The organism is Rhodococcus sp. CH91, from assembly GCF_022554085.1.
GTDB lineage: Bacteria > Actinomycetota > Actinomycetes > Mycobacteriales > Mycobacteriaceae > Rhodococcus.
Window position 1 is genome coordinate 117865 of the sequence record NZ_JAKFYR010000005.1, and the last position, 24696, is coordinate 142560.

Annotated in this window: 23 protein-coding genes; 16 read left to right on the forward strand and 7 right to left on the reverse strand. The window is 67.6% G+C overall.

Annotated elements, in window-relative coordinates; translation table 11 throughout:
• Window positions 1-92: 92 nt before the first annotated feature.
• From MOM01_RS11685 to MOM01_RS11705, 5 genes are all read right to left on the reverse strand, one after another.
• A complete protein-coding gene (locus tag MOM01_RS11685; RefSeq protein WP_241385603.1) occupies window positions 93-1289 on the reverse strand; it encodes a flavin reductase family protein in 1197 nt (398 codons plus the stop codon).
• Window positions 1282-2589, reverse strand: coding sequence for an MFS transporter (locus MOM01_RS11690; protein ID WP_241385604.1), 1308 nt, complete (start codon window positions 2587-2589; stop codon window positions 1282-1284). Before MOM01_RS11690 ends, MOM01_RS11685 begins: the two co-directional genes overlap by 8 nt.
• 79 nt (window positions 2590-2668) lie before the next feature.
• On the reverse strand, window positions 2669-3916 hold the full coding sequence (locus MOM01_RS23340) for a hypothetical protein (RefSeq protein WP_241385605.1): 1248 nt from the start codon (window positions 3914-3916) through the stop codon (window positions 2669-2671).
• Between the two features lie 43 nt (window positions 3917-3959).
• Entirely contained in the window at window positions 3960-4961 is a 1002-nt protein-coding gene (locus tag MOM01_RS11700; protein WP_241385606.1) for an alpha/beta fold hydrolase, read from the reverse strand.
• A 127-nt stretch (window positions 4962-5088) separates the two neighbouring features.
• The gene (locus MOM01_RS11705) at window positions 5089-5949 is read right to left on the reverse strand and encodes a VOC family protein (RefSeq protein ID WP_241385607.1); all 861 of its coding nucleotides are present in this window, start codon (window positions 5947-5949) and stop codon (window positions 5089-5091) included.
• Window positions 5950-6147: 198 nt separating this feature from the next.
• Between MOM01_RS11705 and MOM01_RS11710 the strand changes: the two genes are divergently transcribed.
• The 4 genes from MOM01_RS11710 to bluB all read left to right on the forward strand — a co-directional run bounded on the left by MOM01_RS11710 (window position 6148) and on the right by bluB (window position 9209).
• Window positions 6148-7008, forward strand: a complete 861-nt coding sequence (locus MOM01_RS11710; RefSeq protein WP_241385608.1) for a hypothetical protein — start codon at window positions 6148-6150, stop codon at window positions 7006-7008.
• A gap of 78 nt (window positions 7009-7086) precedes the next feature.
• Complete coding sequence (locus MOM01_RS11715; RefSeq protein ID WP_241385609.1) at window positions 7087-7941, forward strand: IclR family transcriptional regulator; 855 nt, start codon at window positions 7087-7089, stop codon at window positions 7939-7941.
• Between the two features lie 102 nt (window positions 7942-8043).
• Window positions 8044-8538 carry a glutathione peroxidase gene (locus MOM01_RS11720; protein WP_241385610.1) on the forward strand — a complete coding sequence of 165 codons (495 nt, stop codon included), beginning with the start codon at window positions 8044-8046 and terminating at the stop codon, window positions 8536-8538.
• A gap of 5 nt (window positions 8539-8543) precedes the next feature.
• The gene (bluB, locus tag MOM01_RS11725) at window positions 8544-9209 is read left to right on the forward strand and encodes a 5,6-dimethylbenzimidazole synthase (RefSeq protein ID WP_241385611.1); all 666 of its coding nucleotides are present in this window, start codon (window positions 8544-8546) and stop codon (window positions 9207-9209) included.
• A gap of 57 nt (window positions 9210-9266) precedes the next feature.
• Here bluB and MOM01_RS11730 read toward each other — a convergent pair whose 3' ends face one another.
• Entirely contained in the window at window positions 9267-11393 is a 2127-nt protein-coding gene (locus MOM01_RS11730) for an oxidoreductase (protein WP_241385612.1), read from the reverse strand.
• A gap of 264 nt (window positions 11394-11657) precedes the next feature.
• Between MOM01_RS11730 and MOM01_RS11735 the strand changes: the two genes are divergently transcribed.
• Together MOM01_RS11735 and MOM01_RS11740 are read left to right on the forward strand one after the other, a co-directional pair.
• A complete protein-coding gene (locus MOM01_RS11735) occupies window positions 11658-12362 on the forward strand; it encodes a DUF2334 domain-containing protein (RefSeq protein WP_241385613.1) in 705 nt (234 codons plus the stop codon).
• Between the two features lie 59 nt (window positions 12363-12421).
• Complete coding sequence (locus MOM01_RS11740; protein WP_241385614.1) at window positions 12422-14065, forward strand: FAD-binding dehydrogenase; 1644 nt, start codon at window positions 12422-12424, stop codon at window positions 14063-14065.
• A gap of 4 nt (window positions 14066-14069) precedes the next feature.
• Here the strand turns inward: MOM01_RS11740 and MOM01_RS11745 are convergent, their stop codons facing one another.
• Window positions 14070-14714: an MBL fold metallo-hydrolase gene (locus tag MOM01_RS11745; RefSeq protein WP_241385615.1), complete on the reverse strand. Its 645-nt coding sequence runs from the start codon at window positions 14712-14714 to the stop codon at window positions 14070-14072.
• A 179-nt stretch (window positions 14715-14893) separates the two neighbouring features.
• Here MOM01_RS11745 and MOM01_RS11750 point away from each other — a divergent pair, with 179 nt between their 5' ends.
• The 10 genes from MOM01_RS11750 to MOM01_RS11795 all read left to right on the forward strand — a co-directional run bounded on the left by MOM01_RS11750 (window position 14894) and on the right by MOM01_RS11795 (window position 24688).
• Entirely contained in the window at window positions 14894-15784 is an 891-nt protein-coding gene (locus MOM01_RS11750; RefSeq protein WP_241385616.1) for an LLM class flavin-dependent oxidoreductase, read from the forward strand.
• A 126-nt stretch (window positions 15785-15910) separates the two neighbouring features.
• Window positions 15911-16156, forward strand: a complete 246-nt coding sequence (purS, locus tag MOM01_RS11755; protein ID WP_241385617.1) for a phosphoribosylformylglycinamidine synthase subunit PurS — start codon at window positions 15911-15913, stop codon at window positions 16154-16156.
• Entirely contained in the window at window positions 16153-16830 is a 678-nt protein-coding gene (gene purQ / locus MOM01_RS11760; protein WP_241385618.1) for a phosphoribosylformylglycinamidine synthase subunit PurQ, read from the forward strand. Before purS ends, purQ begins: the two co-directional genes overlap by 4 nt.
• Window positions 16831-17029: 199 nt before the next feature.
• Complete coding sequence (locus tag MOM01_RS11765; protein ID WP_241385619.1) at window positions 17030-17839, forward strand: SDR family NAD(P)-dependent oxidoreductase; 810 nt, start codon at window positions 17030-17032, stop codon at window positions 17837-17839.
• Window positions 17840-17890: 51 nt separating this feature from the next.
• Complete coding sequence (locus tag MOM01_RS11770) at window positions 17891-19063, forward strand: serine hydrolase domain-containing protein (RefSeq protein ID WP_241385620.1); 1173 nt, start codon at window positions 17891-17893, stop codon at window positions 19061-19063.
• 50 nt (window positions 19064-19113) lie between these two features.
• Window positions 19114-21360: a cytochrome P450 gene (locus MOM01_RS11775; RefSeq protein WP_241385621.1), complete on the forward strand. Its 2247-nt coding sequence runs from the start codon at window positions 19114-19116 to the stop codon at window positions 21358-21360.
• Between the two features lie 73 nt (window positions 21361-21433).
• A complete protein-coding gene (locus tag MOM01_RS11780) occupies window positions 21434-22030 on the forward strand; it encodes a TetR/AcrR family transcriptional regulator (RefSeq protein WP_241385622.1) in 597 nt (198 codons plus the stop codon).
• Between the two features lie 260 nt (window positions 22031-22290).
• Window positions 22291-22638 carry a VOC family protein gene (locus MOM01_RS11785; RefSeq protein ID WP_241385623.1) on the forward strand — a complete coding sequence of 116 codons (348 nt, stop codon included), beginning with the start codon at window positions 22291-22293 and terminating at the stop codon, window positions 22636-22638.
• Between the two features lie 83 nt (window positions 22639-22721).
• A complete protein-coding gene (locus MOM01_RS11790; RefSeq protein WP_241385624.1) occupies window positions 22722-24017 on the forward strand; it encodes a M18 family aminopeptidase in 1296 nt (431 codons plus the stop codon).
• Window positions 24018-24097: 80 nt separating this feature from the next.
• Complete coding sequence (locus tag MOM01_RS11795) at window positions 24098-24688, forward strand: Uma2 family endonuclease (RefSeq protein ID WP_241385625.1); 591 nt, start codon at window positions 24098-24100, stop codon at window positions 24686-24688.
• Window positions 24689-24696: the final 8 nt, after the last annotated feature.

The following is a 24696-nucleotide window of genomic DNA, read 5'->3' on the forward strand; positions in this document are numbered from 1 at the left end:
CCGAGCTGAGACGACACCATGCCCGGTGGCGGTAGTCACATCTTGCGTCCGTCAGGTGCTGTGATCACAGTCACCGGTGCCACTGGGTGGCACTACCGGACGGCGTGCGGCAAGGCGAGTCCGATGGCTGTCGAAGACTGTCGGATCCGATGAATGAAGTCGAGTATCTCTGTGCCGGAGGTGTTCTCGGGTAGGCCTGACAACCGTAACACCATGACGACATTACCCTCGGGGTTGCGGACGGGAACGGAGAGCTGGAGCGGGGAGTAGATCGCGGTCGGATCGATATCGGCGGGCTCGTGACAGGCCGCCATCCGCTGCAGTGCGTCGATCAGTCTCTGTTCGTTCTCCGGCGTTCGGGCAGGGGCGCTGAAGGCGTCGACGAGCTCGTCGAGCGTACGGCTGTTCACCTCTCCGGACAGGGTCACCGACCACCCACGTTCCTGGACCCGACGGAGTTGGATCTCTGCGACCTCCCGGACCTCTCGTGATGTGTGAGGGGCGCGGTCGAGCCAGTCCTGACGTGACGGGGCTCCGGGATGGTCGACCATGAGAGAGCCGAGCGGGGGGACGAAGGGAAGCCGCGTGCCGGGCATCGTCGAGTGGCTCGGACCTTCGGCGTTCGCCGTTGCAACGAAAGCGAATTCGTCGCCGAGGGGCGCTAGGAGACTGACTTCCATCCCCAGTTCGTTGGCGAGGAGTTCCATTTCCTGTCGCCCGCATTCGGCTGTCCGGATAGCGGCGGCGAGGGAACGATAGTCCGAGGCCATCAGCGAGCCCGGCGTGAACCGTCCGTATCCGCGCTGGAAGAACAACAACGGAAGGCAGTTCCGCTCCGCTGCCAATTCGCGCACGGCGCCGAGGACGAAATAATGGTCACCGGCATCGATCACATCCGACCATTCACATTCGATCCACGCCGTCGTCCCCTCGAGAATCGGGGATCCCGTAGGAGATTCGCGCCAATCGACACCTTCGAACTTGTTCTCCCGTCGCATGAATGCTCCACATACGCCCTCTTGGTCGGCAGCCATGATGTTGACGCAGAAGGTGCGGGACTCACGCAGTGCGGAAAAGGTGTACGACGACTTCATCGGCATGAAGGACACCAGCGGCGGATCCATCGATACCGAATTGAACGTACCGACCACCATGCCCAGTGGGCTGCCGTCGGCTGCGCGGCCGGTGATGATCGCGACGCCGGTGGGATAACTGCCGAGTACGTGCCTCATGTGCTGGGGATCGATCGGTTCCACGCGCGGGAGGTCGAGGGCGGTTGCTTCAGGCATCGGACGTAGTCCTTTCGGGGACCGTCGACGTCGACGGGACGGAAGAAGTTTCGGCGGGATCATCGAGACGGGACAGGCGTAGTCGCTGGGGACCGAATCGAAGGGCGACCGCAACGGCCACCAGCAGGAACGCTGCGATTTCGACGGTGGACCGAAGACCGAGCACGTCGGCGAGCGCTCCCTGGAGCGCGGCACCGAGGGCGACCGAACCGGTGTAGACCATCACGCTGATGGAGAGCACTCGGCCGCGGATGTGGTCGGTGACCAATATCTGCACGGTGCTCTGTCCGATTGTGAGAGAGAGAAGGAAGAAGGTCCCCACACCGACGGTCGCGGCTGTGGCCGTGGCGACAGTCGGTGCGATCCCGAAGAGAGCCAGTGTTATTCCGAAGCCTGCGAAAGCGGCCAGGGCCACGGTCGAGCGGCCCACTCGTCGCAGGGCACGACCGAGCAGCGGTATGCCGGCCATGGTGCCGACACCGAGCCCGAGGTTGAGGGCGGCCAGACCGAGTTCTCCGCTGTCGAAGACATCCTCGGAGAACGTGATCACGTGCTGGAAGATCGGCATACCCAGCGTGCCCGTCACAAATACCACCGCAAGCGCAGTGAGGACTCCCGGCGTCTTCCAGGTGTAGCGCACCGCTTCCGAGAAGCGGCCGTTCGTCGCCCGGGAGATGCTGGGCGTCCGGTCGGGAGCATTCACGGGGCGTGAGACCAGGAGGGCGACGACGACGGAGAGCACCATGACGAAGGTGACAGCGAAGGCGACCGCCGGGCCCCACCAGTACAGGACGACACCGGCTACGGCGGGACCGAACGAGCGGGCGAGATTGAACTGGACGGTGTTCAGCGCCGCTGCGGAAGCCAATGATCCACGTGGAACGTAGTCGTTGGCCAACGCCTGCCAGCTCGGCATGGATACTCCCTGGGCGGCACCGGTCGCCACCGCAAGTCCGAGCAGCAGCCAGGGTGAATGCCAGCCGACGAGCCAGCTCACACAGATCGCGAAGGCGACGAGGGAGCGGATCAATTGCATCCACAGCACCAGTCGGCGACGGTCGACCCGGTCGGCGAGCGCACCCGCGTACGGTCCGAAGACCATGATCGGCACGAATTGCGCCGCGGTTGCGAGACCGACCCATGCGGCCGAGCCGGTGATCTGGAAGAGTACGAACGGCACTGCCAGCGACTGGAACCAGCCGCCGGTGTTCGTGAGGAACGCGCCGGTGAGGAAGACCGCGAAGCCGCGGTGGCGCAGAGCCTCGAACACGCTGCCCTGTGCTGCGGCCGACGCTGTCATCTGGTCCCTGCCTTTCTTCAGGTTTCCGGGTTCTGCAAGCCCGGGCGCGGCCGGAATTCCGGCCACGCCCGACCGATTGTCAGCCGTAGAGACGGGCCGACCGAGCCCGGGCCCCTGCACGTTCCTCGTCGCTGAGCAGGAAGGCGGCGGCTGCCGGGTTCCCCATCTCGAGATTCGCGGCGGTTGCGGCCGCGAAATCCGTGTTCTGTGTGAAGTGCTGGCGGGCCACGATGAGGTCGCGGTAGATGCGTGAGAGCGGATTCGCTTCGTGCACCACACTCGCCGACATCGACGGCATCAACTGCTGCGGCACGTTGAGCGCTGCCTCCGCGGTACGGGCCGCATCGTAGATCCCGCGGGCGGCTTCGAGATCTCCGGGGACCTCGAAATTCTCGGCCTGGCGGTACCCTTCGCTCAGAATCCGCAGCACGGTCCGCTGTTGGTCGTCGAGACGCACGCGCACGTCGTTCATGCGGAGCAGTTCGACGCGGTCCTCGCTGAGCTTCGCGTTGTCGAAGCGACGAGTGAATCGTTTGAGTTGGGCGACATACTCGTCGTAGAAGGCCCACGCGGCGCCGAGTGCGGGAGCGCCGGCGACGAGGTTGTAGAGGTAGCCCTGCGGGATGCGATAGAGCGGGTTCGTGTTTCGCGTCAGGCCGGGTCCGGCTTGCGCGAGCAGGACTTGGCGGTCGAGTACCCGGTGAGCCGGGACGAAGACGTTGCTCAACGCTACCGAGCGTGAACCGGTACCACGCATACCGAGCACGAACCAGTCGTCGATGATCTCGGCCTCGGACAACGGCACCACGAAGTTGTGCATGATCGGCTTGCCGTCGACTTCTACCGACGCGCCGAGGATCACCCACTGCGCGTGCGTGACACCGGAGGACGACTTCCATGAACCGTCGAGTATGTAGCCGCCCTCGACCGGCGTCGCCTTGCCGTGCGGGGCGTAGGACGAGGAGAGCAGCGTGGTGGGGTCGTCGAGGAACAATTCGTCCTGCAATTGTTCGGTCATGTGAGAGACCTCCCAGTTGTGGACGCCGAGCAGCATGAGCACCCAACCGGTTGAGGTGCAGGACTTGGAAACCTCGATGACCGCCTCGACGAAGTCGGCCGGATGAGCCTCCTCACCACCGTAACGGGCGGGTTGCAGGGCGCGGGTCAGGCCGCAGTCGATCATCGCCTGCACGGCTTCGGAAGCCACGGTGCGCTGCTGGTCGTTCTGCACGGCGTACTCGGCGACGATCGGGGCGATCTGCCGCGCGCGTTCGACGAGGGAAAGACCGGCGGCCACGGACACTGCGGGCTCGGCGTAGGTCGTCACGGGAGTTCTCCTTCTACAAGGGTGGACTGGGAGCTCGGAGCGGTCAGCGGGCGGACAGAGCGTCGTCCGGGACGCCGACCAGATCGGGGTTGGGGGCACGACGAGTGGAGATACCGGCGGCCTGCGCGGTGTCCCAGGAGACAATGCCGTCGCGGAAGAATTCGAGAAAGACCTGGTTGTGAAGTTCGGGGCGATCGGTCTGCCCTTGGTGTCCGGTGTTCTCCGGATAGAAGAACTGCACCTTCGGCAGGGCGTCTTCCTGCAGGTGCGCGGCTTCGACGGCGTAGAGCACGTCCTTGTCGCCGAACATCGCGATCCCGGGGATGGAGATGCGGTCGAGCCGGCCGGTGGTGGTCAGCCGCAGCAGCTCGTCAGGGTCGGTCGGGCGCAGCACTCGGCCCATGTTGGCGTCGTAGTAGTCCTTGTTGCGGTTCGCGGCGGCGGTGCGCATCGTCACGAGTTCGTCGGTGACGCCGGAGGGGTCCACGACCATGGACTCGATCATGGCGCGCATCATGTCTTCGCTGCCGTCATAGGTGCCGCCGCTGCCCGGCAGCGGGCCGTTCTTCGCTCGGTTGTCGACCGCGCGCATCTCGTCGCGGGAAACCAGATCGCCGATCATACCGGCGATCACTGCAAATCGTCTCACCCGTTCTGGATGTGCGACAACGTAATTGACCGTGTTCTGACAGCCCATCGAGTTTCCGCCGAGGCAGAAGGTGTCCAGCGCAACGGCGTTGACGAAATCCTGCAGGAAGTCGACCTGACCGCCCTGGCCGTACGCGTAGAAGCGGCCGGGATCCTCCGTCAGTCCGAAACCGGGGAAGTCGGGGCAGTAGACGCGAAACCCGTGAGCGCCGAGAAAAGGAGCCATGTAACGGAATCCGGCTGAACCGGAACTGCCGGGGATGCCGCCGTGCAGCAGGACGACGGCGGGCCCGCTCTCACCCGAGGTGGAGTAGTGGGCCTTGACGCCGGTCTGCAGCCGGACGTAACGGCTGAGCAGTCCTGGAACGTGAATCTCCTGGTCATCGGTCAACGACACGGTGTCCTCCTGGATGGTGCGTACATCACGTGCGAGCAGCAGTGTGTGGTGATTGCGGGTGCGAGCTATTGCGAGGTGCAACCGGCCGGTACGTGCCGAATGCACCTGCGTCGGTCCGGTCGGCCGGTCAGCCCATGCGCTGATGACCCCAGAAATGTGCAGAGGTCCAGCGACCGGGGACCCAGTTCTCCTCGTCGATTTCGAGGCCGCCGTAGCCGTACTCCATCTCCCAGCCGGAGGGTGTCTTGACGTAGTACGAGATCATCTCGTCATTGGTGTGCTTGCCCAGCGTGGCTCCGAGAGGTGCTGCTCCTGCGAGGATCAGGTCGTAGGCCCGTCCCACCGTGTCGAGGTCGTCGACCTGCACCATGAGATGGCCCAGCCGTGGCCCGAAGTTCGGGCGATTGGCGAACGCGACCGAGTGGTGACGCGGGTTGCAGTGCAGGAACGTTCCCGGGTCCGGACCGATGTCGATGTAGTCGCTCAGCCCGAGACCCAGGATGTCCATGTACAGCGTGCGGAACGGCGCAGACTCGCTGACTGCGAACATCACGTGACCGATGCCCATACCTTCGGTGACGAAGCGTGCGCCCGTGGGGGAGACGAAAGGCGCCGATTCACGATGCTGACCGTAGAAGATCTCGATGCCGTGCCCGTCGGGGTCGGTGAACGCCAGAAAGTCGGTGACCTGCCGGTAGGCGGCATCCTCGGCGCTCGCGCGGCGGGGGGCGTAGCCGTGATCGATCAGTGCCTTCTCGAGCGTGTCGATGTCCTCCGGTCCCCGAACCTCCCAGCCGACGGCATCGATGTGTTCCACCGCGCCACGGTGCAGATCGAGACGCCACGCCCGCTCGTCGAGCCGCAGCTTGAGCCTGTCCGGCGTATGTTCCACGACCTGCATCCCATGGACGTCGGCGGCGAAGATCTTCCAGGCCTCGATGTCCCTCACGGTTGCGACCAGGTAACCGAATGCACGGACCCGTCCCATCTTTCCTCCTGATTGCCTGCTCTGAACCGGCTGCTCGTGTCCTGTCGAGGGCGGCGCGCCGACCGACGGTTCACAGAGTGGTCCCGGTCACCCGAGGGGGCACGGATCGTGTGCCACGCCGTGGAACGTCCCCCCGGTTCCGCCAGGTGGCACCGCCGAGTTGTCCGTTCCACCCGGGGCGTCTGCACCATGTTCGTCATGACCGCACCCCCGCCGGCCCCCGCACCGTGGGACGAAGCTCCGAAACGGGCTGCGCTGGACAAGGTCGCCAACATGTTGGCCAATGCGGGCCTCACCGGTCGCCCCGCGCTCGCCGCCGACGCGCTCCTGGTCCCTTATGCCCGGCCGGGCGCCGAGGAGGTGGCCGCGATCAACTTCCGTCGCGGGGTGCAGGAGGGCTGCCGAGTGGTGGGCCGTGCTGTGACCGTTCTCGATACGAGCGCAGGTGAGGTAGGCGTCGGCGGTTACTACTTCGGCGGTTCGCTGCATGCCACCGGTACCGGCATCCCGGACACGCTTCTGGTTCGGCCGCAGCTGTCCGCGGCGCTCGCGCTGCGTGTCGGAACGACGCTCGATCGATCCGACATCACCATCGCGGAGGTCCTCGGCTCAGTAGAGGGTGTGCATGCGGTGCTGGTCGTCGACTGTCCACGGGTGGGCGGACCTGATGGATCGACCTTGCTCGAATGCATCGCGGACAATGCGCACGCCGGGCACATCGTCCTCTCCGACACCTGGATCACACCGGAAGGAGCAGACTTCGCGAACATCGTCCTCGACGTCGGGACCGGAGACACGGTGGCGTCGTACCGGCCGCATCCGCGGGCGTCGCTGCATCTGGTCTCCGCACTCCGCCGGTCGATCGCCCTGTTCGGACCGGTCTCCCCGGGTGAGATGCTCGTGATGCCGACTGCGGGTCAGGTGCTCGAACTCGCTCCGGGCGCGACGGCCAGGATGGACTCGGCGCTTTTCGGGACGGTTTCGGTCGCGCGCGCAGAAGGGGAGTACGACGACGGATTCGAGCCTCTCCGCCACGCGAACGACGGCGGTTCGTGGTGACTTTTCCACCGTGCGAGCGGATGTGGTTGACTTCGGGAATCGGGGGTGACCGTCGTCATACACGAAAGGGAGTGAGCCGTGAATCTCGGCGACCCTCAGGAAGCGCCCGTCAACGTCAAGCCGAGCATCGCCGTCGGCCGCGCGCTGTCACTCCTCGACGCGTTCCTCTACGCGGGCCACACCATGAGTCTCACCGAACTGGCGCAACGCACCGCGCTGCCGAAGTCGACTGCATTCCGCATCCTCGGGCAGTTGACAGTGAGCGGGCACGTGATCCGCAACGGGAACCAGTATCGGCTCGGGGTCAAGATGTTCGAACTGGGAAACCACTTCGTCCACAGTCGTCCCACAGGCCTCAAGGAGGTCGCTGCTCCGCTGCTCGGCGATCTGTTCCTGCACGTCGGTGCCACGGTCGGGTTGTCGATCCTGGAAGCCTGGGACGTCATCCTCGTCGACCAGATCACGAGTTCGCGCAGCCGGATCGTCACTCCCGTGGTCGGCGGGCGGGCACCGGCATTGAGCACCGCTTCGGGAAAGGCCCTCATCGCCTTTCTCGACACCGAGGGCCGCGATCGCGCCATCGCGTGGCACATCCGGCAGGACCGCCGTTCGAGCCATACTGTCCGTCACGCGGGCCGGTTGCGGTCCCAGCTCGCCGAGGTACGCGAGAACGGCCATTCCTGGGCTTGTGACGAGTTCAGCGTCGGGATGAGCGCGGCCGCGTCGCCCGTGCTCGTCAACGGGCGGCCGATCGCGGCGGTGAGTGTCTCGGCAGCGACCGGCCGTTTCGACCGTCACAAGGCCGCCGCCGCAGTTCTGCGCACCTCGCGATTGATCGCCACGCAGTTCATCCGAGCTCGCGAGCTCGCGCAGGACTACAGCACGGACGAGATGCAATGGGACATCGAGGACGAGTTCGACCGGGTCTCCTGAAGGCGCCTCCCGGATTGCCGGCGCATTGCGGTGATCGTCGAGATCGTCGCCCGGCGCTCCCCGTTCCGGAGAACAGAGCCGGTGGCAGGCTAACTTGTAGACATGACCACGTCTCTGCAGGACATCCCGATCAACACCCTCTCGGGTGAACCCACGAATCTCGGCGCCTACGACGGACATGCGGTCCTCGTCGTCAACGTCGCGTCCAAGTGCGGTCTGACCCCGCAGTACACGGCGCTCGAACAGCTCGCACAGGATTACCGCGACCGCGGCCTGTTCGTCGTCGGTGTGCCGTGCAACCAGTTCATGGGGCAGGAACCCGGCACGCCGGAGGAGATCCAGGAGTTCTGCTCCACGACCTACGGCGTGACCTTCCCGCTGCTCGAGAAGATCGAGGTCAACGGCGAGAACCGCCACCCGCTGTACGCAGAGCTCACCCGGCACCCGGACGCTTCCGGGGAAGCCGGCGACATCCAGTGGAACTTCGAGAAGTTCCTCATCGCGCCGGACGGCAGCGTGGTGAACCGCTTCCGGCCGCGCACCGAACCGGATGCACCCGAAGTCGTCGAGGCCATCGAAGCGGTCCTGCCGGCTTGATCGACATGTTCAGCACCGAAGCGCGCGACGCGCTGTACGACATCATCCGCATGCGCCGCGACGTGCGCGCCGAGTTCAGCGGTGACCGACTCCCGGAGGACGTGCTGATGCGTGTCCTGCGGGCCGCTCACCATGCGCCGAGCGTCGGCAACACCCAGCCCTGGGATTTCGTCGTCGTGCAGGACGAGCAACGTCTGTCGCAGTTCGCCGAGCACGTCGCGAGCTGCAGGCAGGCCTTCGCGGATTCGCTTCCCGAGGACCGCAAGAGCACCTTCGACCCGATCAAGGTCGAAGGCATCGTCGAGTCCGGGACCGGCATCGTCGTCACCTACGACCCCGAGCGCGGCGGGAAGCACATCCTCGGCCGGCACACCATCGACGAATCGGGCCTGTTCTCCGCGGTGCTCGCGATCCAGAACCTCTGGCTCGCCGCGACCGCGGAGGGGCTCGGCGTGGGCTGGGTGTCGTTCTACGAGGAGGACTTCCTCGCGGACTTCATCGGGGTGGATACCCCGGTGCGCCCCATCGCATGGCTGTGCGTCGGACCGGTCACCCGGCTGCAGGAAGTACCCGACCTCGAACGGTTCGGGTGGCGCCGGGGCCGGCCGCTCGAGGAGGCCGTGCATCGCGACCGATTCGAGAGCCGCGACCGGGCACGGCAGGAGGCCTGATCCGGTGGGTCGCGACCGTCGGCTGTGCCGTGCGGTCGCGACCCTCCGGGGGCCGGCTCACAACTCGGTCGCGACCTTCCATGCGGAGTGGATGGCGCCCTCGATGTAGTCGACCCGGCCGGCATCGCCGACGATACGGACGTCCATGCCGGAGCCGGCCAGTTCGTCGGCGAGCGGTGCTGCCGCCGACACACCGGACGCGACCACGACCATGCGGGCGCGTACCGATTTCGTCTCGCCGTCCACGGTGAACTCCACCGTCTTCGGGGTGATGCGCTGAACCGTCGCACCACGATGCACCTCGAGGCCCACCTCGCGGGCGTGCTTGACGGCCGTCCACCTGCGCGGCATCGCCATCGGAACTCCGAGTTGCTTCCCTTCGGCGAGCAGCGTCACCCGGCTTCCCCGCTCGGCCATGAACTCCGCGAGTTCGAGCCCGACGAGCGACCCGCCGATCACGACGACATCCTTCGCCATGGGAAGGAAACGGAGGAATCTGCGGCTGAGGGTGCGGATCCTCTCCGGGCTCGTGGTGATGTGTGCGAGCCTGCCGAGCCGGCCCATCGCACGCAGCACGAGGGACTGGTCCGACACGTCGCCTGCGCCCGTCATGAGCGCCCGCATGCTGTCACCGGTGTGCACGTGCGGCAGGTCGCCACCGGGTACGGTCGGCCGTTCCCGTATCGCGCCGGTCGCGACCACCACCACGTCCGGATCCAGGGCGCGTACGGACTCGGCGGTCGCCTCGGTGCCGAGCCGGACGTCGATTCCGAGGCGGTTGATCTCGGCGGTCAGCCACTTCAGCAGACGCTCGTTGTCCGGGGTGGTGAGAGTCGAGAACCACAGGGTGCCGCCGAGCCGGTCGGCCTTGTCGAGGACGGTGACCCGGTGCCCGCGTTCGGTGGCGACCCGTGCCGCTTCGAGACCACCCGGGCCGGCTCCGACGACCACGACATGCTTCGACGTCGCGGTGCGCACGAAGGGCACCAGTGCTTCGTTGCCGAGCGCAGGATTGACCGCGCAGATCGGCGTGGCATCCCAGAAGTTCTCCTGCACACACACATAGCAGTTGATGCACGGGCGGATCTGCTCGCTGCGTCCCGCCCGCAGCTTGGTGACGACAGCGGGATCGGCCAGCAGCTGACGGCCCATCGCGACGAAATCGGTGACGCCCTCGGCGATCATCTTCTCGCCGACCTCCGGCAGCATGCGGCCGACGGTGATGACCGGAACGGACACCGCACGTTTGACGACCGCCGCGTTGTGGGTGTAGTAGCCGACCTTGTCCGGCAGGGGACCGTCGGTGAAGTTCGCGAACGCGTTCAGCGCGGTGCCCGTGACATGGATGGCGTCGGCCCCGGCCTGTTCGAACAATGCGGCGGCAGCGGCGGATTCCTCGACGGTCAGACCGTCGGTCTCCCCGTATTCCTGCCCTGCGAGGCGCACGATGACGGCGAGACGATCGCCGACCGCGGCCTTGACCGCGCGGATCACCTCGCAGGTCAGCCGGGCCCGGTTCTCCAGCGAACCGCCGTACTCGTCGGTGCGCTGGTTGGTGTAGCGGCTGAGGAAGGCGCCGAGGACGTAGTTGTGCGCGGCGTGGATCTCCACGGCGTCCGCTCCGGCGGCCGCGACCCGGCCGGCGGCCTCGGCGAACATCCGGACGAGCCACTCGATGTCGCTCTCCGTGGCCTCGTTGTAGGTGGCCTGCTTACCGCTCTGGATGGCGGCCATACGCTGCAGTTCCTCGGGCGTGCAGTCGGCCATCGCGCTCATGTCGCTCGGCGGCTTCGGGATGCTCGGCACGAGCTGCGGCCGGCCCTGCAGGGTGTCGATGCGTGCGACCTTGCCGTGGTGCACCATCTGGACACACAGTTTGCTGCCGGCCTCGTGAACGGCGTCTGCGAGAGCGCGGAGACCGGGGATGAAACGGTCCTCCGACAATCCGGGTTCCTTGGTGCTGGTGCAGCCCGCCGGGTAGGCGACCGCACAGCACCCGGTGACGATCAGCCCGGTGCCGCCGGCCGCGCGGGCGACGAAATGGTCGATGTCACCCTGCTCGATCTCCCCGTCCTCGCAGAGGTTCATGTCCATGGCGGGCATCACGACCCGGTTGTCCAGGGTGATGGGCCCGATGGTGCCGGGCGAGAGGAGGCGCGTATACGTCTGGTTCAGGACTGTCACGCTCGGACGCTATGCCTGGTCCGGTGTGGCCGTCGACACAATCCCGATCAGCGGGATGCGGCTGGGAATCGTGTCCGTACGAGCGATACCGGAACCTCGGTGAACCCGCCGGTCTACGTGTGGTTCGTCGGGCATCGCCATCCTCCGGGCAAGGTGGGTGACATGTCCCGGTGTGGGGTGAGGGGCGTTCCACCGGGCGGGTTTCACCGGGAGTTCTCCTGTCCGGCAGGTTCTCGTTCACCCGGGTGCGGCAGGCTCGGAGCTGTGAGCGGAGAGATGATCGTGTCGGTATCGGGGATCCGGGACGCCACCCGCGACGCCGTGGAGGATTTCGCACGTGAGATGGACGTCCGCGGGGTGCCACTGTCGCTGTTCGTCGCGCCTCGGGCGAAGGACGGTTACCGCCTCGTGCAGGATCCGGCGATCCAGGAGTGGCTGCTCGAGCGCCGCGAGGGCGGCGACGCGATCGTGTTGCACGGATACGACCGGGCGGCGACGAAACGTCGTCGCGCCGAGTTCGCCGCACTGCCCGAGCACGAGGCACGGCTGCGCCTGCTCGCCGCGGACCGGGTACTCGAGGACACCGGGCTCCGGACGCGATTGTTCGCACCGCCGCGCGGGCTCGCCTCATCCGGTGCGGTGGCGGCGCTCCCGCAGGTCGGTTTCCGGGTGATGGTGGATCTCGCCGGTATCCGCGACCTCAGGACGGGCACCGTGCTCGAGGCGCGGGTGTACGGAATCGGTGGGGGAGTGAGGGCCGAGCCCTGGTGGTGCCGGGCGGTGGTGATCGGTGCCTCGCGGGTGGCGCGCCGGGGTGAACTGCTCCGTCTGGCGATCTCGGGTCCTCGCCTCGCCGAGCCCGGGCCTCGGCAGGCGATCCTCGACGCGGTGGACATCGCCCTGCGCCACGGGGCCGAACCGGTCGTCTACCGCCGGCCGCGACGTCCCGGGAGTGTGAGCGCCGCCTGATCCCACCGGTTCCCCACGGGGCTCCCCGCCGCCACCCGCGCTCGGTAATGTCGGCAGGCATGGACGCTGACGTGATCGTGGTGGGGGCGGGACTGGCGGGACTCGTGGCAGTCGGTGAGCTCGTCGACGCCGGCCGCAAGGTTCTCCTGGTCGATCAGGAGAACTCGAACAACCTCGGCGGGCAGGCATTCTGGTCGTTCGGTGGCCTGTTCTTCGTCGACAGTCCCGAGCAGCGACGGCTCGGCATCAAGGACTCCTACGAACTCGCCCTGCAGGACTGGATGGGTACCGCGGGCTTCGACCGCGAGATCGAGGACCGCTGGCCCAGGCGGTGGGCTCAGGCGTACGTCGAGTTCGCGGCGGGGGAGAAGCACGCCTGGCTGAAGCAGCGCGGCCTGAAGATCTTCCCCATGGTCAACTGGGCCGAACGCGGTGGATACGACGCTGCCGGACACGGCAATTCGGTGCCGCGCTTCCATATCACATGGGGTACCGGCCCGGGTCTCGTGGAGATCTTCGAGCGGAAGCTACGCCAGGGTGTCGACCGCGGCCTCGTCACGCTGAAGCATCGTCACCGTGTCGACGAACTGATCGTCACCGACGGCGCCGTCACCGGTGTGCGCGGAGCGGTCCTCGAACCCACCGACGCGCCGCGGGGTGTGGCGTCCTCGCGCACCGTGGTGGGCGACTTCGAGTTCTCGGCGGGAGCGGTGATCGTCACCTCGGGCGGGATCGGGGGCAACTACGACCTCGTGAAGAAGAACTGGCCGAAGCGGATGGGTGAGCCGCCGAAGCACATGCTCACGGGCGTGCCCGCGCATGTGGACGGGCGCATGCTCGAGATCACCGAGAAGGCCGGCGGCAACATCGTCAATCGCGACCGCATGTGGCACTACACCGAAGGGATCACCAACTACGACCCGGTGTGGCCCGGCCACGGTATCCGCATCCTGCCCGGCCCCTCGTCGCTGTGGCTCGACGCCACCGGCAAGCGCCTGCCCGTGCCGTTGTTCCCGGGATTCGACACGCTCGGCACGCTCGAATACATCGTGGGCACCGGCCACGACCACACCTGGTTCGTGCTCGACCAGAAGATCGTCGAGAAGGAATTCGGGCTCTCGGGGTCGGAGCAGAATCCGGACCTGACCGGACGTGACCTCCGGCTGCTGCTCCAGCGTGTGAGGCACGGTGCGCCCGGCCCGGTCGAGGCCTTCAAGCAGCGGGGCGTCGACTTCGTCGTCCGCGACACCCTCGCCGATCTGGTCGCGGGAATGAACGAACTCACCCCCGAGACGCCGCTCGACTACGAGCAGGTCCGGTCGGTGGTCGAGGCGCGCGACCGCGAGATGGACAACAAGTACACGAAGGACCTGCAGGTCGCGGCGGTGCGCGCGGCCCGCGCCTACACACCCGACCGGATCGCGCGGATCGCCGCGCCGCATCGGCTCCTCGACCCGAAGGCCGGGCCTCTCATCGCCGTCAAGCTGCACCTGCTCACCCGTAAGACGCTCGGTGGACTCGAGACCGACCTGTCGTCCCGCGTGCTGCGAGCGGACGGGTCGGTCTTCGAGGGGTTGTTCGCGGCGGGTGAGGTCGCCGGCTTCGGCGGTGGTGGCGTGCACGGCTACCGGTCGCTCGAAGGCACTTTCCTCGGAGGGTGCATCTTCTCCGGGCGGGCGGCCGGTCGCGCCGCCGCCCGGTGACGGATCAGACCTCGACGTCCTCCTCGTGCGGCAGCACGCGGAACTCGGTCCCTTCGGGCGCGAGGTCCTGGTAGCGGCCGTAGAAGAGGCCGCGACCGTTGTCGTTGACGATGCCCTGGTGGATCGGGACGGCCACCCGTGGGTTCACCGCGCGCAGGTAGTCCACCGATTCCCAGACCTTGAGCCAGGGAGCCGTGGACGGGAAGGCGAGCACGTCGATCCGCTCGTTCGGGATGTAGAACGAGTCGCCCGGGTGCAGCAGCCGGGCCGGGTTCTCGTCGTCACCGACGATGAACGCGGTGTTGTCGATGACCGGCATGTCGGGGTGGATCACGGCGTGACGTCCGCCGGTGCCGCGGACGGTGAGGGCGCCGAGGGTGACGCTCTCGCCGGGCCGCACGGCGGACCAGTTCCCGTCGAGCAGATCCGCCGACTGCGGGTCGGAGAACAGTGCCGCGTCGGGGTTCGCGTCGAGGAGGGCGGGCAGTCGCGCGGTGTCGGCGTGGTCGGGGTGCTGGTGGGTCACGAGAATCGCGTCGAGACCGGTGAGGCCTTCGAATCCGTGCGAGAAGTTTCCGGGGTCGAAGAGGATCTTCGAGCCGAGATGCTCGACGAGGAGGCAGGAGTGGCCGAAATGGGTCAGTCGCATGGCTCGAGTATGCCGCTGTTCGGCCTGTCGCTGGTCGTATCGCGGATCGTGCCCGCTGTTCCGCGTGGAGGAACGAGGCCGGTGATATAGTTGCGTAATCAACTAAATTCGACCGGTTCGGAGACGGTGCCGGTGAGCGCCGGAACTGCGACCCGGCACCTGTGATGGGAGGCTCCCGAATGACCGATTACGGACAGGAACTCCGCTTCGGCAGCTTCCTCACGCCCTCCGCCGCCGACCCGGCGGGCGTCGTCGACCTCGCCGTGGTCTCGGAGCGCGCCGGACTCGACCTGGTGACGATCCAGGACCATCCCTACCAGCCGCGCTTCCTCGACACCTGGACGTTGCTCTCCTGGATCGCCGCGCGCACCACGACCGTGACGGTCGCGCCCAATGTGGCGAATCTGCCCCTGCGCGGGCCGGTGATCCTCGCGCGGAGCGCGGCCTCGCTGGACCGGCTCAGCGGCGGTCGCGTCGAACTGGGTCTCGGATCGGGTGCCTTCCGGGACGCCGTTGCGGCCAACGGCGGGCCGCGCCGCAATCCCGGCGAAGCGGTCGACGCGCTGATCGAGGCGATCGAGGTGATCCGTGCCCTGTGGTCGGACGAGAAGGGCGCGGCCCGGGTCGACGGCACGTACTACCGTCTGACCGGCGCGAAGCGGGGCCCTCTCCCCGCGCACGATCTCGGTATCTGGATCGGCGCCTACGGCAGGCGGATGCTCGACGTCACCGGCCGCTTCGCCGACGGATGGCTGCCGAGTTCGTTCGCCGCCGGACCCGAGAGGTTGGGGGAGATGAGTGCCCGCGTCGACGAGGGCGCGCACCGTGCCGGACGTGATCCCGCCGCGATCCGTCGCCTCTACAACGTCTCCGGCACGTTCGCGGACCCGGCGGACGGCTCGTTCCTGCACGGGCCCTCCGAGGTGTGGGCCGAACAGCTCGCCGAGCTGACCCTGCGGCACGGGACCAGCACCTTCGTCCTCGGCAGTGACGAGCGGTCCGACCTCGAACGTTTCGGCGGTGAGGTCGCGCCCCGCGTGCGCGAACTCGTTGCTGCCGAGCGGCGTTGAACGGGCGTGACGGGCCTCGCCCGAGCGGGACCTCGGCCGATGCCCGTCCCGGTGGCCGCGGCCGGTAAACTGCTGGATGTCCGGTGTCCGTCCCCGGGCGCCAGCACTACTACCGAGGAGCAGCACGTGGCGCGTGTCGTCGTCGAAGTCATGCCCAAAGCCGAGATTCTCGACCCGCAGGGTCAGGCCATCACCGGGGCGCTGTCGCGGCTGGGCTTCGCGGGCGTGACCGACGTCCGTCAGGGCAAGCGTTTCGAGCTCGAGGTCGACGGCAGCGTCGACGACGCCGAGCTCGAGAAGATCGCCGAGTCGTTGCTCGCCAACACGGTGATCGAGGACTGGGCCATCCGGCGGATCGACGGTGACGCATGAGCGCACGCATCGGAGTCATCACCTTCCCGGGAACGCTCGACGACGTCGACGCCTCCCGTGCGGTGAATCTCGCCGGTGGTGAGGCCGTGAGCCTGTGGCACGGGGACGCCGACCTCAAGGGTGTCGACGCGGTGATCGTGCCCGGCGGCTTCTCCTACGGCGACTACCTGCGCTGCGGTGCCATCGCCCGTTTCGCGCCGGTGATGGGCAAGGTCGTGGAGGCCGCGCAGAAGGGCATGCCGGTCCTCGGCATCTGCAACGGCTTCCAGGTGTTGTGCGAGGCGGGATTGCTGCCGGGCGCGCTCACCCGCAATGCCGGCCTGCACTTCGTCTGCCGCGACGAGTGGCTGAAGGTCGAGTCCACCACCACCGCGTGGACGTCGCGTTACGAGGCCGGCGCCGAGATCCTCGTCCCGCTCAAGTCGGGTGAGGGCCGCTACCAGGCGTCGGAGAAGGTGCTCGACGAACTCGAGGGTGAGGGTCGCGTCGTGTTCCGTTACGCCGGCGACAACCCGAACGGTTCGCAGCGCGGCATCGCGGGCATCTCGTCGGCGAACGGTCGGGTGGTCGGTCTCATGCCGCACCCGGAGCATGCCACCGAGGCGCTCACCGGTCCCAGCGACGACGGGCTGGGCATGTTCTACAGCGTTCTGGATGCGGTCGTGAACGCGTAACCGCACAGCCGGGATCTCCGAAGCCCCCACCGACCTCCGGGCCGGTGGGGGCTTCGCGCTTCCCGGGGTGGATCACCCGCCCTGTGCTGCGGTGGGTGCCCTTGTGCAAAATTTCGCTAGACATATGTCTACCGAAATGTCATGCTTCGACCCGTCGGGCTCCGCAGGGAGTTCTCCGCCGATCGTCGAGGAGTATCGAATGCAGTTCCAGGACAAGACCGTCTTCGTCACCGGTGCCGCGTCGGGCATGGGCCTGGCCACCGCTGCGGCGTTCGCCGCGCAGGGTGCCATCGTGTACGGGGCGGACATCTCGGCCGAGAATCTCGAGCGCGATTTCGCCGCGCTTCCGGGAGCACGCCCCGTCCCCCTCGACATCGCCGATCCCGATGCCGTGCGTGCGGCCTTCGCACGGGTGGAGGGCGAGCAGGGGCATCTCGACGTCCTCGTCAACGCCGCGGGTGTCAACACCCCCAACCGCGCGGCGGCCGAGGCGCTCAACGAGGAGAACTACAAAGGCTTCACCGCCGCCAAGGAAGGCCGGGCCCACCATCCGGAGTTCCTCGAGTCGGTGACCGACGAGGACTTCGATCGCGTTCTCAAGATCAACCTGTACGGGCCGTTCTACACCACGCGTTCGGCGGTGCCGCTGATGAAGAAGGCCGGTGGGGGAGCGATCGTCAACTTCTCGTCGGCCGCCGCGCTGATGTCCGTCGCGATGCCCGCCTACTATCCGGCTTCGAAGGCCGGCGTCCTCGGCCTCACCCGCGAGACGGCGACCGAACTCGCGCCCTTCGGTATCCGAGTGAACGCCCTCGCGCCCGGCGCCGTCGACACCCCGCTGTTCCGTCAGACCGACCCCGAGTTCAACGAGTTCCTCGTGTCCCTGCAGCCGATCAAGCGGCCCGCCACCCCCGAGGAGGTCGCGCGGACCGTGCTGTTCCTCGCCGGTGAGGAAGGCGCCTATTACACCGGGCAGACGTTCTCGCCCTCCGGTGGCCTCGTCATGTGACCGCTCCCGGCCGCTGTCCCACCCCTCCTCCGAGAAAAGGAACGTCGAACGATGACCGCCCTCGCCCACTCCGCTCTCGACTCCAAGGCCCTCACCCGTCTGACCGACGAGATCCGTCGCGATATCGATCGCGGGGACTACGACGGTGTCAACATCATCGTCGCCCGCCACGGCGACATCGCCGTGAACGAGACCATCGGCTACGCCGAACGCGCGACGAACACCCCGCTGCGCCGTGACAACGTCTTCCGCATCCTGTCGATGACGAAGTCGTTCACCAACGCGCTCGCCTACCGTGCACTCGGGGAAGGAAAGCTGGCGCTGTCCACCCGCGTGGTCGACATCATCCCCGAGTTCTTCGGCACCGACGTCTTCCGGTCCGTGCGCAAGGACCGGATCAACCTGCACCACTTGCTCACCCATCGATCCGGCATGCCCGCCACGCCGAATCCCGGTCTCGGGCCCGATCGCTTCGGTGTGCTCGCCGACGTCATCGAGACACTGTGCTCGGTGGATGTCGTCAACGAACCCGGCACCAATCTGAACTACGCGCCCTCGATCAACCATGCCCTGATGGGCGAGATGGTCCGCCGCGTCTACGGCTACGACCGCTTCCGCGACCTGGCGAAGGACCTGATCTTCGAACCGGTCGGCATGAACCGCACCGCCTTCGGCCTCCCGGAGGCATGGCGTGCCGACGCGGTGCCGCTCAAGGCGTACGTCCCCGACAACGGCTGGCTGTCGCCCGCCGACATCGAGGACCTCAACGACGCGATCACCGAGGAATCGGAGATCCCCTGGGTCGGCGCCGTGAGCACCGTCGACGACATCTTCGCGTACGCCGAGATGTTCCGCCGCAAGGGCGAAGTGGACGGCGAGTATCTCATCGCCCCCGTCGTCGTGGACCAGGCGACGACCCTGCAGACCGGCACGATGCCCAACGATCTGTATGCCGGTATCGCCGCGGCCCGTGGATGGGAAACTCCGCCCGGAAACTTCGGTCTCGGATTCTCCCTGTCGGGCACCGGATCCCACGCATCCTTCTTCGGCCCGTTCACCTCACCGCGTACCTTCGGCAACTACGGTGCGGGTTCGTCGCTGTTCTGGGTGGATCCGGAACTCGACATGACCTTCGTATTCCTGTCGGCCGGTTGCATGGACGAGGGCGAGAACGTCGCGCGATTCCAGAAGCTGTCCACCATGGCCGCCGCCGCGGCCGTCTGAACCACACGACCCCTGCAACGTTCCGGCTACGGCCGGGATGGGAGCCCGTCATGACCCTCACCCCCCAAGCCCCGGCGGCACGCTGCCCGGTGGCACACGGCTTCGACGCCCTCGGTAGCGACTACTTCGTCGATCCCGCACAGCATTTCGCGAAGTTCCGCGACGAGACGCCGGTCTTCTTCTATCCGCATCTGAATGCGTGGATCGTCACCCGTCGCGACGACGTCGAAACCGTGCTCGCCGACTGGCAGAAGTTCACCTCGGGCGGAAACTCCGGCACCATCGACGTCCCCGAGCAGTTCCGTTCGATCGTGCCGCCGGACCTGATCACCCAGATCCTCGTGGGATCCGACCCGCCGAGCCACACCGATCACCGGTTCGTGGCGCAGCGCGGGTTCACGAAGGCGCGGATGGAAGCGCTGCGACCGGAGATCGAAGCCCGCGCGCACCGCATCATCGACCGGTTCGAGACGAACGGGTCGGCCAATCTGGTCACCGAGTACGCACTCGAGCTCACGACCGGAACGATCATGGCGCACATGGGGCTCGGCTACGAGCACGACGCCATGATGCGTCAGCTCCGGGACGACTTCGCGATGATCCTCGCATCCGCGGCCGAGCCCATGGCCGAACCGATGCGGACGCAGGTGTGGCAGCGGTACGTCGACGCCACGCTCGTGCTGCGTGGCATCATCGACGAGCGGCGGGCGAATCCGGGGGCCGACCTCATCTCGGACATGGCGATCGTCACGGGCAAGGACGGCGAGCCCATGCTTTCGTCGGCCCAGATCGCCGTGCACCTCACGGAATTCGCGATGGCCGGCGTCGACTCCACGACACAGGCCGTGTCGAACGCGGTGCTGTTCCTGGCGCAGAATCCGGACGTGCTCGCCGAGGCGATCGCCGACCCGGACCTGTGGCCGCGGGTCTTCGAGGAGACGGTGCGCCGCCGTCCGTCGTCGACCTTCGCCGCCCGGCAGGCCGAGCAGGACATCGAACTCGGTGGCGCGCAGATCGAACGGGGCGACATGGTGTGGCTGGCCCTGGCCAGTGCCAACACCGATCCGGCTCGTACGGCGCGTCCGTTCGATTTCGACATCCACCGGCCCGAGCCGGAGGACCACCTCGCGTTCACGCAGGGCCGGCACACCTGCCTCGGGCAGGCACTCGCCCGCGTCCAGGGTGCGACGGCCCTGAAGGTGCTGTTCGAGCGCCTGCCGTCACTGCGGCCCACCGACGACGTGCCGCTGGACTTCCTGCCGATCGCGTTGCTCCCCGTGCGCCGCACGCTGCCGGTCACCTGGGACGTCGCCGACGTCGAACGTGCCAAGAAGACCGTCGCACGGCAGTTCTCGCTCACCGTCCTCGAACGACGAGAGGAGGCCGACGGCGTCGTCTCGCTGACCCTCGGCCACGCCGACGGCCAGGCGCTGCCGCGGTGGAAGCCGGGAGCCCACACCGAGGTCCACCTCGGCGAGGGTGCCGACGCGCTCGTGCGCCAGTACTCACTGTGCTCGTCGCCGGAGGACGCGGCCCGGTGGCGGATCGGCGTACTGCGCGAGCCCACATCACGTGGCGGATCGAGCTACGTCCACGAGCACGTGCATGCCGGTTCGACCGTCACGGTCGGTTTCCCGCGCAACAACTTCCCGCTGCGTCGCGCGGCACGATACATCTTCGTGGCCGGTGGAATCGGCATCACGCCGATCCTGCCGATGATCGAGCAGGTGGAAGCGTCCGGTGGAGAGTGGACGCTGTTGTACGGCGGTCGCAGCCGGGCGTCGATGGCGTTCCTCGGGGAACTCGAACGGTACGGCGACCGGGTCACGGTGCGCCCGCAGGACGAGTACGGACTGCTGGACCTCGGAACGCTGCTGGCCGAACCGTCGGACGACACCTTGATCTACTGCTGCGGCCCCGAACCGTTGCTGCAGGCGATCGAAGCGGCGAGCGCCCACTGGCCCGTGGGTTCCCTGGTCACCGAGCGATTCGCCGCGAAGCAGATCGTGCGCACCGAGCCCGACGTGGCATTCGAAGTCGAGTTCGCGGGCTCGGGGGTCACGGCGACGGTGCCCGCGGACAAGTCGGTCCTCGAGGTCGCGGAGGCCCACGGAGTCCGGATGCTGTCGTCGTGCCTCGAGGGCACCTGCGGAACGTGTGAGACGCGGATCCTCTCCGGCCGCGCCGATCACCGGGACTCGATCCTCACCGCGTCGGAGCAGGAGGCGAACGAGACCATGATGGCCTGCGTCTCGCGTGCCGCGAAGGATTGCGCGAAGCTCGTACTCGACGCCTGACCTGCACGAGGAACCCTGCCGTGTCCTCCGCGCGCGGTAGGGTTCCTCGTCCGACGACAGGCTGGAGGTACGGGTGCGAGTCAAGCTGACGAGGGCCGAGCAGAAACAGGCCACTCGTGACGCGCTCGTCGAAGCGGCGCGGGCGCTCTTCGTCGAGGCGGGATACACCGCCACCACGGCCGATGCGATCGCCAAGGCGGCCGGTGTTTCCCGCGCGACCTTCTATCTGCACTTCCGGTCGAAGGCCGAGATCGTGCAGTCGCACATGGCGGCGCTCGAGGACCCCATCGCCGAGGCGTACACACGGCTCGACGCGATGGTCGATCCGGCACTCGAGGACGTCGTCGCGTGGCTGGAGGAACACGCCGAGTTCTGGCGCGAGCACCGTCCGGAGTTCGCGAGCATGGAGCAGGCACTGGCCCACGAGCCGCTCGTGTCGGACGAGTGGTTCGCGATGCTGCGGCGGGTCGCGGAAGGCATGCGGAATCTGCTCGGGCGGCAGCCGGATCCGGCTGCCCGGCACCGTGCCCGGCTCCACGTGACGTCGATGCTGATGTCGACGGACCGGAACTTCCACTTCGCGCTCGTGCAGGGGCACGACGAGAATTTCGGAGAACTCGTCTCCGTGCTCGCCGAACAGTGGCTGTTCTGCCTGCGGCGGGTGGGCTGAGGTGATCCGGAGAAGCGAGACCCTCCGGGAAGACGGAACGAGGGACTCCGCGGCCGTCCCGATCGGCTGCGAAATCCCTCGTCCCGAAACCCGGAGCTCGACCCCCCGATAAAGCCCGGGCGCGATGCCGTCGTCATCCCCCTACCGCGACATCGCGCACCAGTGTGCCCGAGACGAATGGGCGTGTCCTGAGTAGGACTACGCAATCGGACCTGCTCGTCCCGGGCCTCGATGTCGTTCCCGGGCGGTAGCCTCGCGCCATGGCAGCGACCGTCGCGATGATCACCTTCGACGCCACCGATCCGGGACCGCTCGCGGCCTGGTGGGCCGAGCGCACCGCCGGGCGTGTGGAACAGGACAACGACGGGTGGTTCTACATCGTCTCCCTCCCGCAGGGCATCAGACTGGGCTTCCAGAAGGTGCCCGACCCGACGCCGGGGAAGAACCGGGTGCACCTCGATCTCGTCACCACCGACGTCGATGCCGAGGTCGAGCGCTTCACACAGGCCGGGGCGAACGAGGTCCGGCGCGTGGTCATGGGCGACTTCCGCTGGGTGACCCTCGCCGATCCGGACGGCAACCTGTTCTGCGTCTCGGCCGACCACTGATCTCTTCGCCGGTCGCCGGAAGCCGACCGGCCGTGACGGTCTTCGGCGGGCACCCACCGGGTCGGTGATGGGAGGATGCAGTCATGTCTTCCATGCGTGCCGATGCTCAGGGTCTCTGCAATTTCGTCGACCTGTCGCCGTCGCCGTTCCACGTCTGCGCCACCGTCGCGGCGGCCCTGACGGAGGCCGGTTTCACCGAACTGGGCGAGCAGCAGGCCTGGCCGTCCGAGCCGGGACGCTTCTTCCTGGTGCGGGGCGGATCGCTGATCGCGTGGAGCACCGAGGGCGTCGCCGACGACCCGGCCACCCCCTTCCGTATCGTCGGCGGCCACACCGACAGCCCCAACCTGCGCGTCAAGCAGCATCCCGATCTCACGTCGGCCGGCTGGCAGCTCGTCGGTCTCGAACCGTACGGCGGTGCCTGGCTCAACTCCTGGCTCGACCGCGACCTCGGGATCTCGGGCCGGTTCACCGTGCGCTCGGGCCGGGCGACCGAGGACGTCCTCGTCCGCGTCGACGCCGCGGTACTGCGCGTCCCGCAGCTCGCCATCCACCTCTCCGAGGACCGCAAGGGTGTGCAGCTCGACCCGCAACGACACGTGAACGGCGTCTGGGGGATCGGTACCGAACCGCGCTCGTTCATCGCGTGGGTCGCCGAGCAGCACGGGATCGACCCGGGCGGTGTGCTCGGCTGGGAGCTGATGACCCACGACCTCGCCCCGAGTTCGATCGTGGGTGCGGATCGCACTCTCGTCAGCGCACCACGTCTCGACAACCAGGTCACCTGCTATGCGGGTCTGCAGGCACTGCTCCACGCCGCGGATCACGTCGCCGAGCACGGCGGTCCGCTTCCCCTGCTCGCCCTGTTCGACCACGAGGAGGTCGGCAGCATGTCCGATCGGGGTGCCTTCTCTGAGTTGCTCGGTGCGGTCCTCGAACGGATCGTCCTGCTCCGGGGCGGCGGACGCGAGGAGTTCCTGCGTGCCCGCGCCGGTTCGATCGTCGCGTCGGGCGACATGGCGCACGCCACGCACCCCAACTACCCGGAGCGGCACGAACCCGCCCACCGCATCGCCGTGGGCGGCGGACCGGTCCTGAAGGTGAACCAGAATCTGCGGTACGCCAGCGACGCGACCGGCGCGGGAGCCTTCGCACTGGCCTGCGAGCAGGCCGGAGTGCCACTGCAGCGATATGTGCACCGCGCCGACCTTCCGTGCGGCTCCACGATCGGTCCCATCACGGCTTCGAGAACGGCGATCACGACCGTCGACGTCGGTGCCCCCCAGCTCGCGATGCACTCGGCGAGAGAGTTCATGGGCACGGACGACGTGACGAGTTACGCGCGAGCCCTCGCCGCCTTCCTCACCCCGGTCCCGTGACGGCAATCGTCCGTCCCTCCGCGCCCACCGGTGACACACTGGACACGGTCCTGTCCGGTCGGCGAGAACGGGGGAATGCCGTGAACGTCCCGTCCTACCCCGATCACCTGCTGTCCCTCGACGAGTGGGCGGCGCTGCCCGACTCCGGCAGACATCACGTGGAGGTGTGCGAGGGTGTGCTGATCGCGGCGCCCCCGCCCGGCGAGGCCCACGACCACGCCGTGGTCGTGCTCGCGCTGCTGCTCGACGAGAGTCTGCCCGACGAATGGCGCGCCCTCGCAGGTGCCGAGGTGCTGGTGGCGGACGACCCGTTGACCGTCCGGTGCCCCGACGTCGTCGTGGTGAGCAGGGCGCTCGTGGAGGCCGATCCGGATCGGGCACCGGTCTCGGAGGTGAAGCTGGTCGTGGAGGTGACCGTCGACGGCACCGCGCGCACCGATCGGGTCACGAAGTTCTCCGAGTACGCGGAGGCCGGTATCCCTCAGTACTGGATCGTCGATCTCGCCGGGCCACCGGTGATCGCGGCCTTCACCCTCGTCGACGGGTGGTACCGGTTCGACGGCGAGCACACGGCCCCCGTGACCCTCGAGGCGGTGGGCAGCACGATCACCGTCGCGCCGTCCGCGCTCGTCCCCGCACCGGTGGACCCCGTCACCCCTGCGCACCGATAGACTGACCC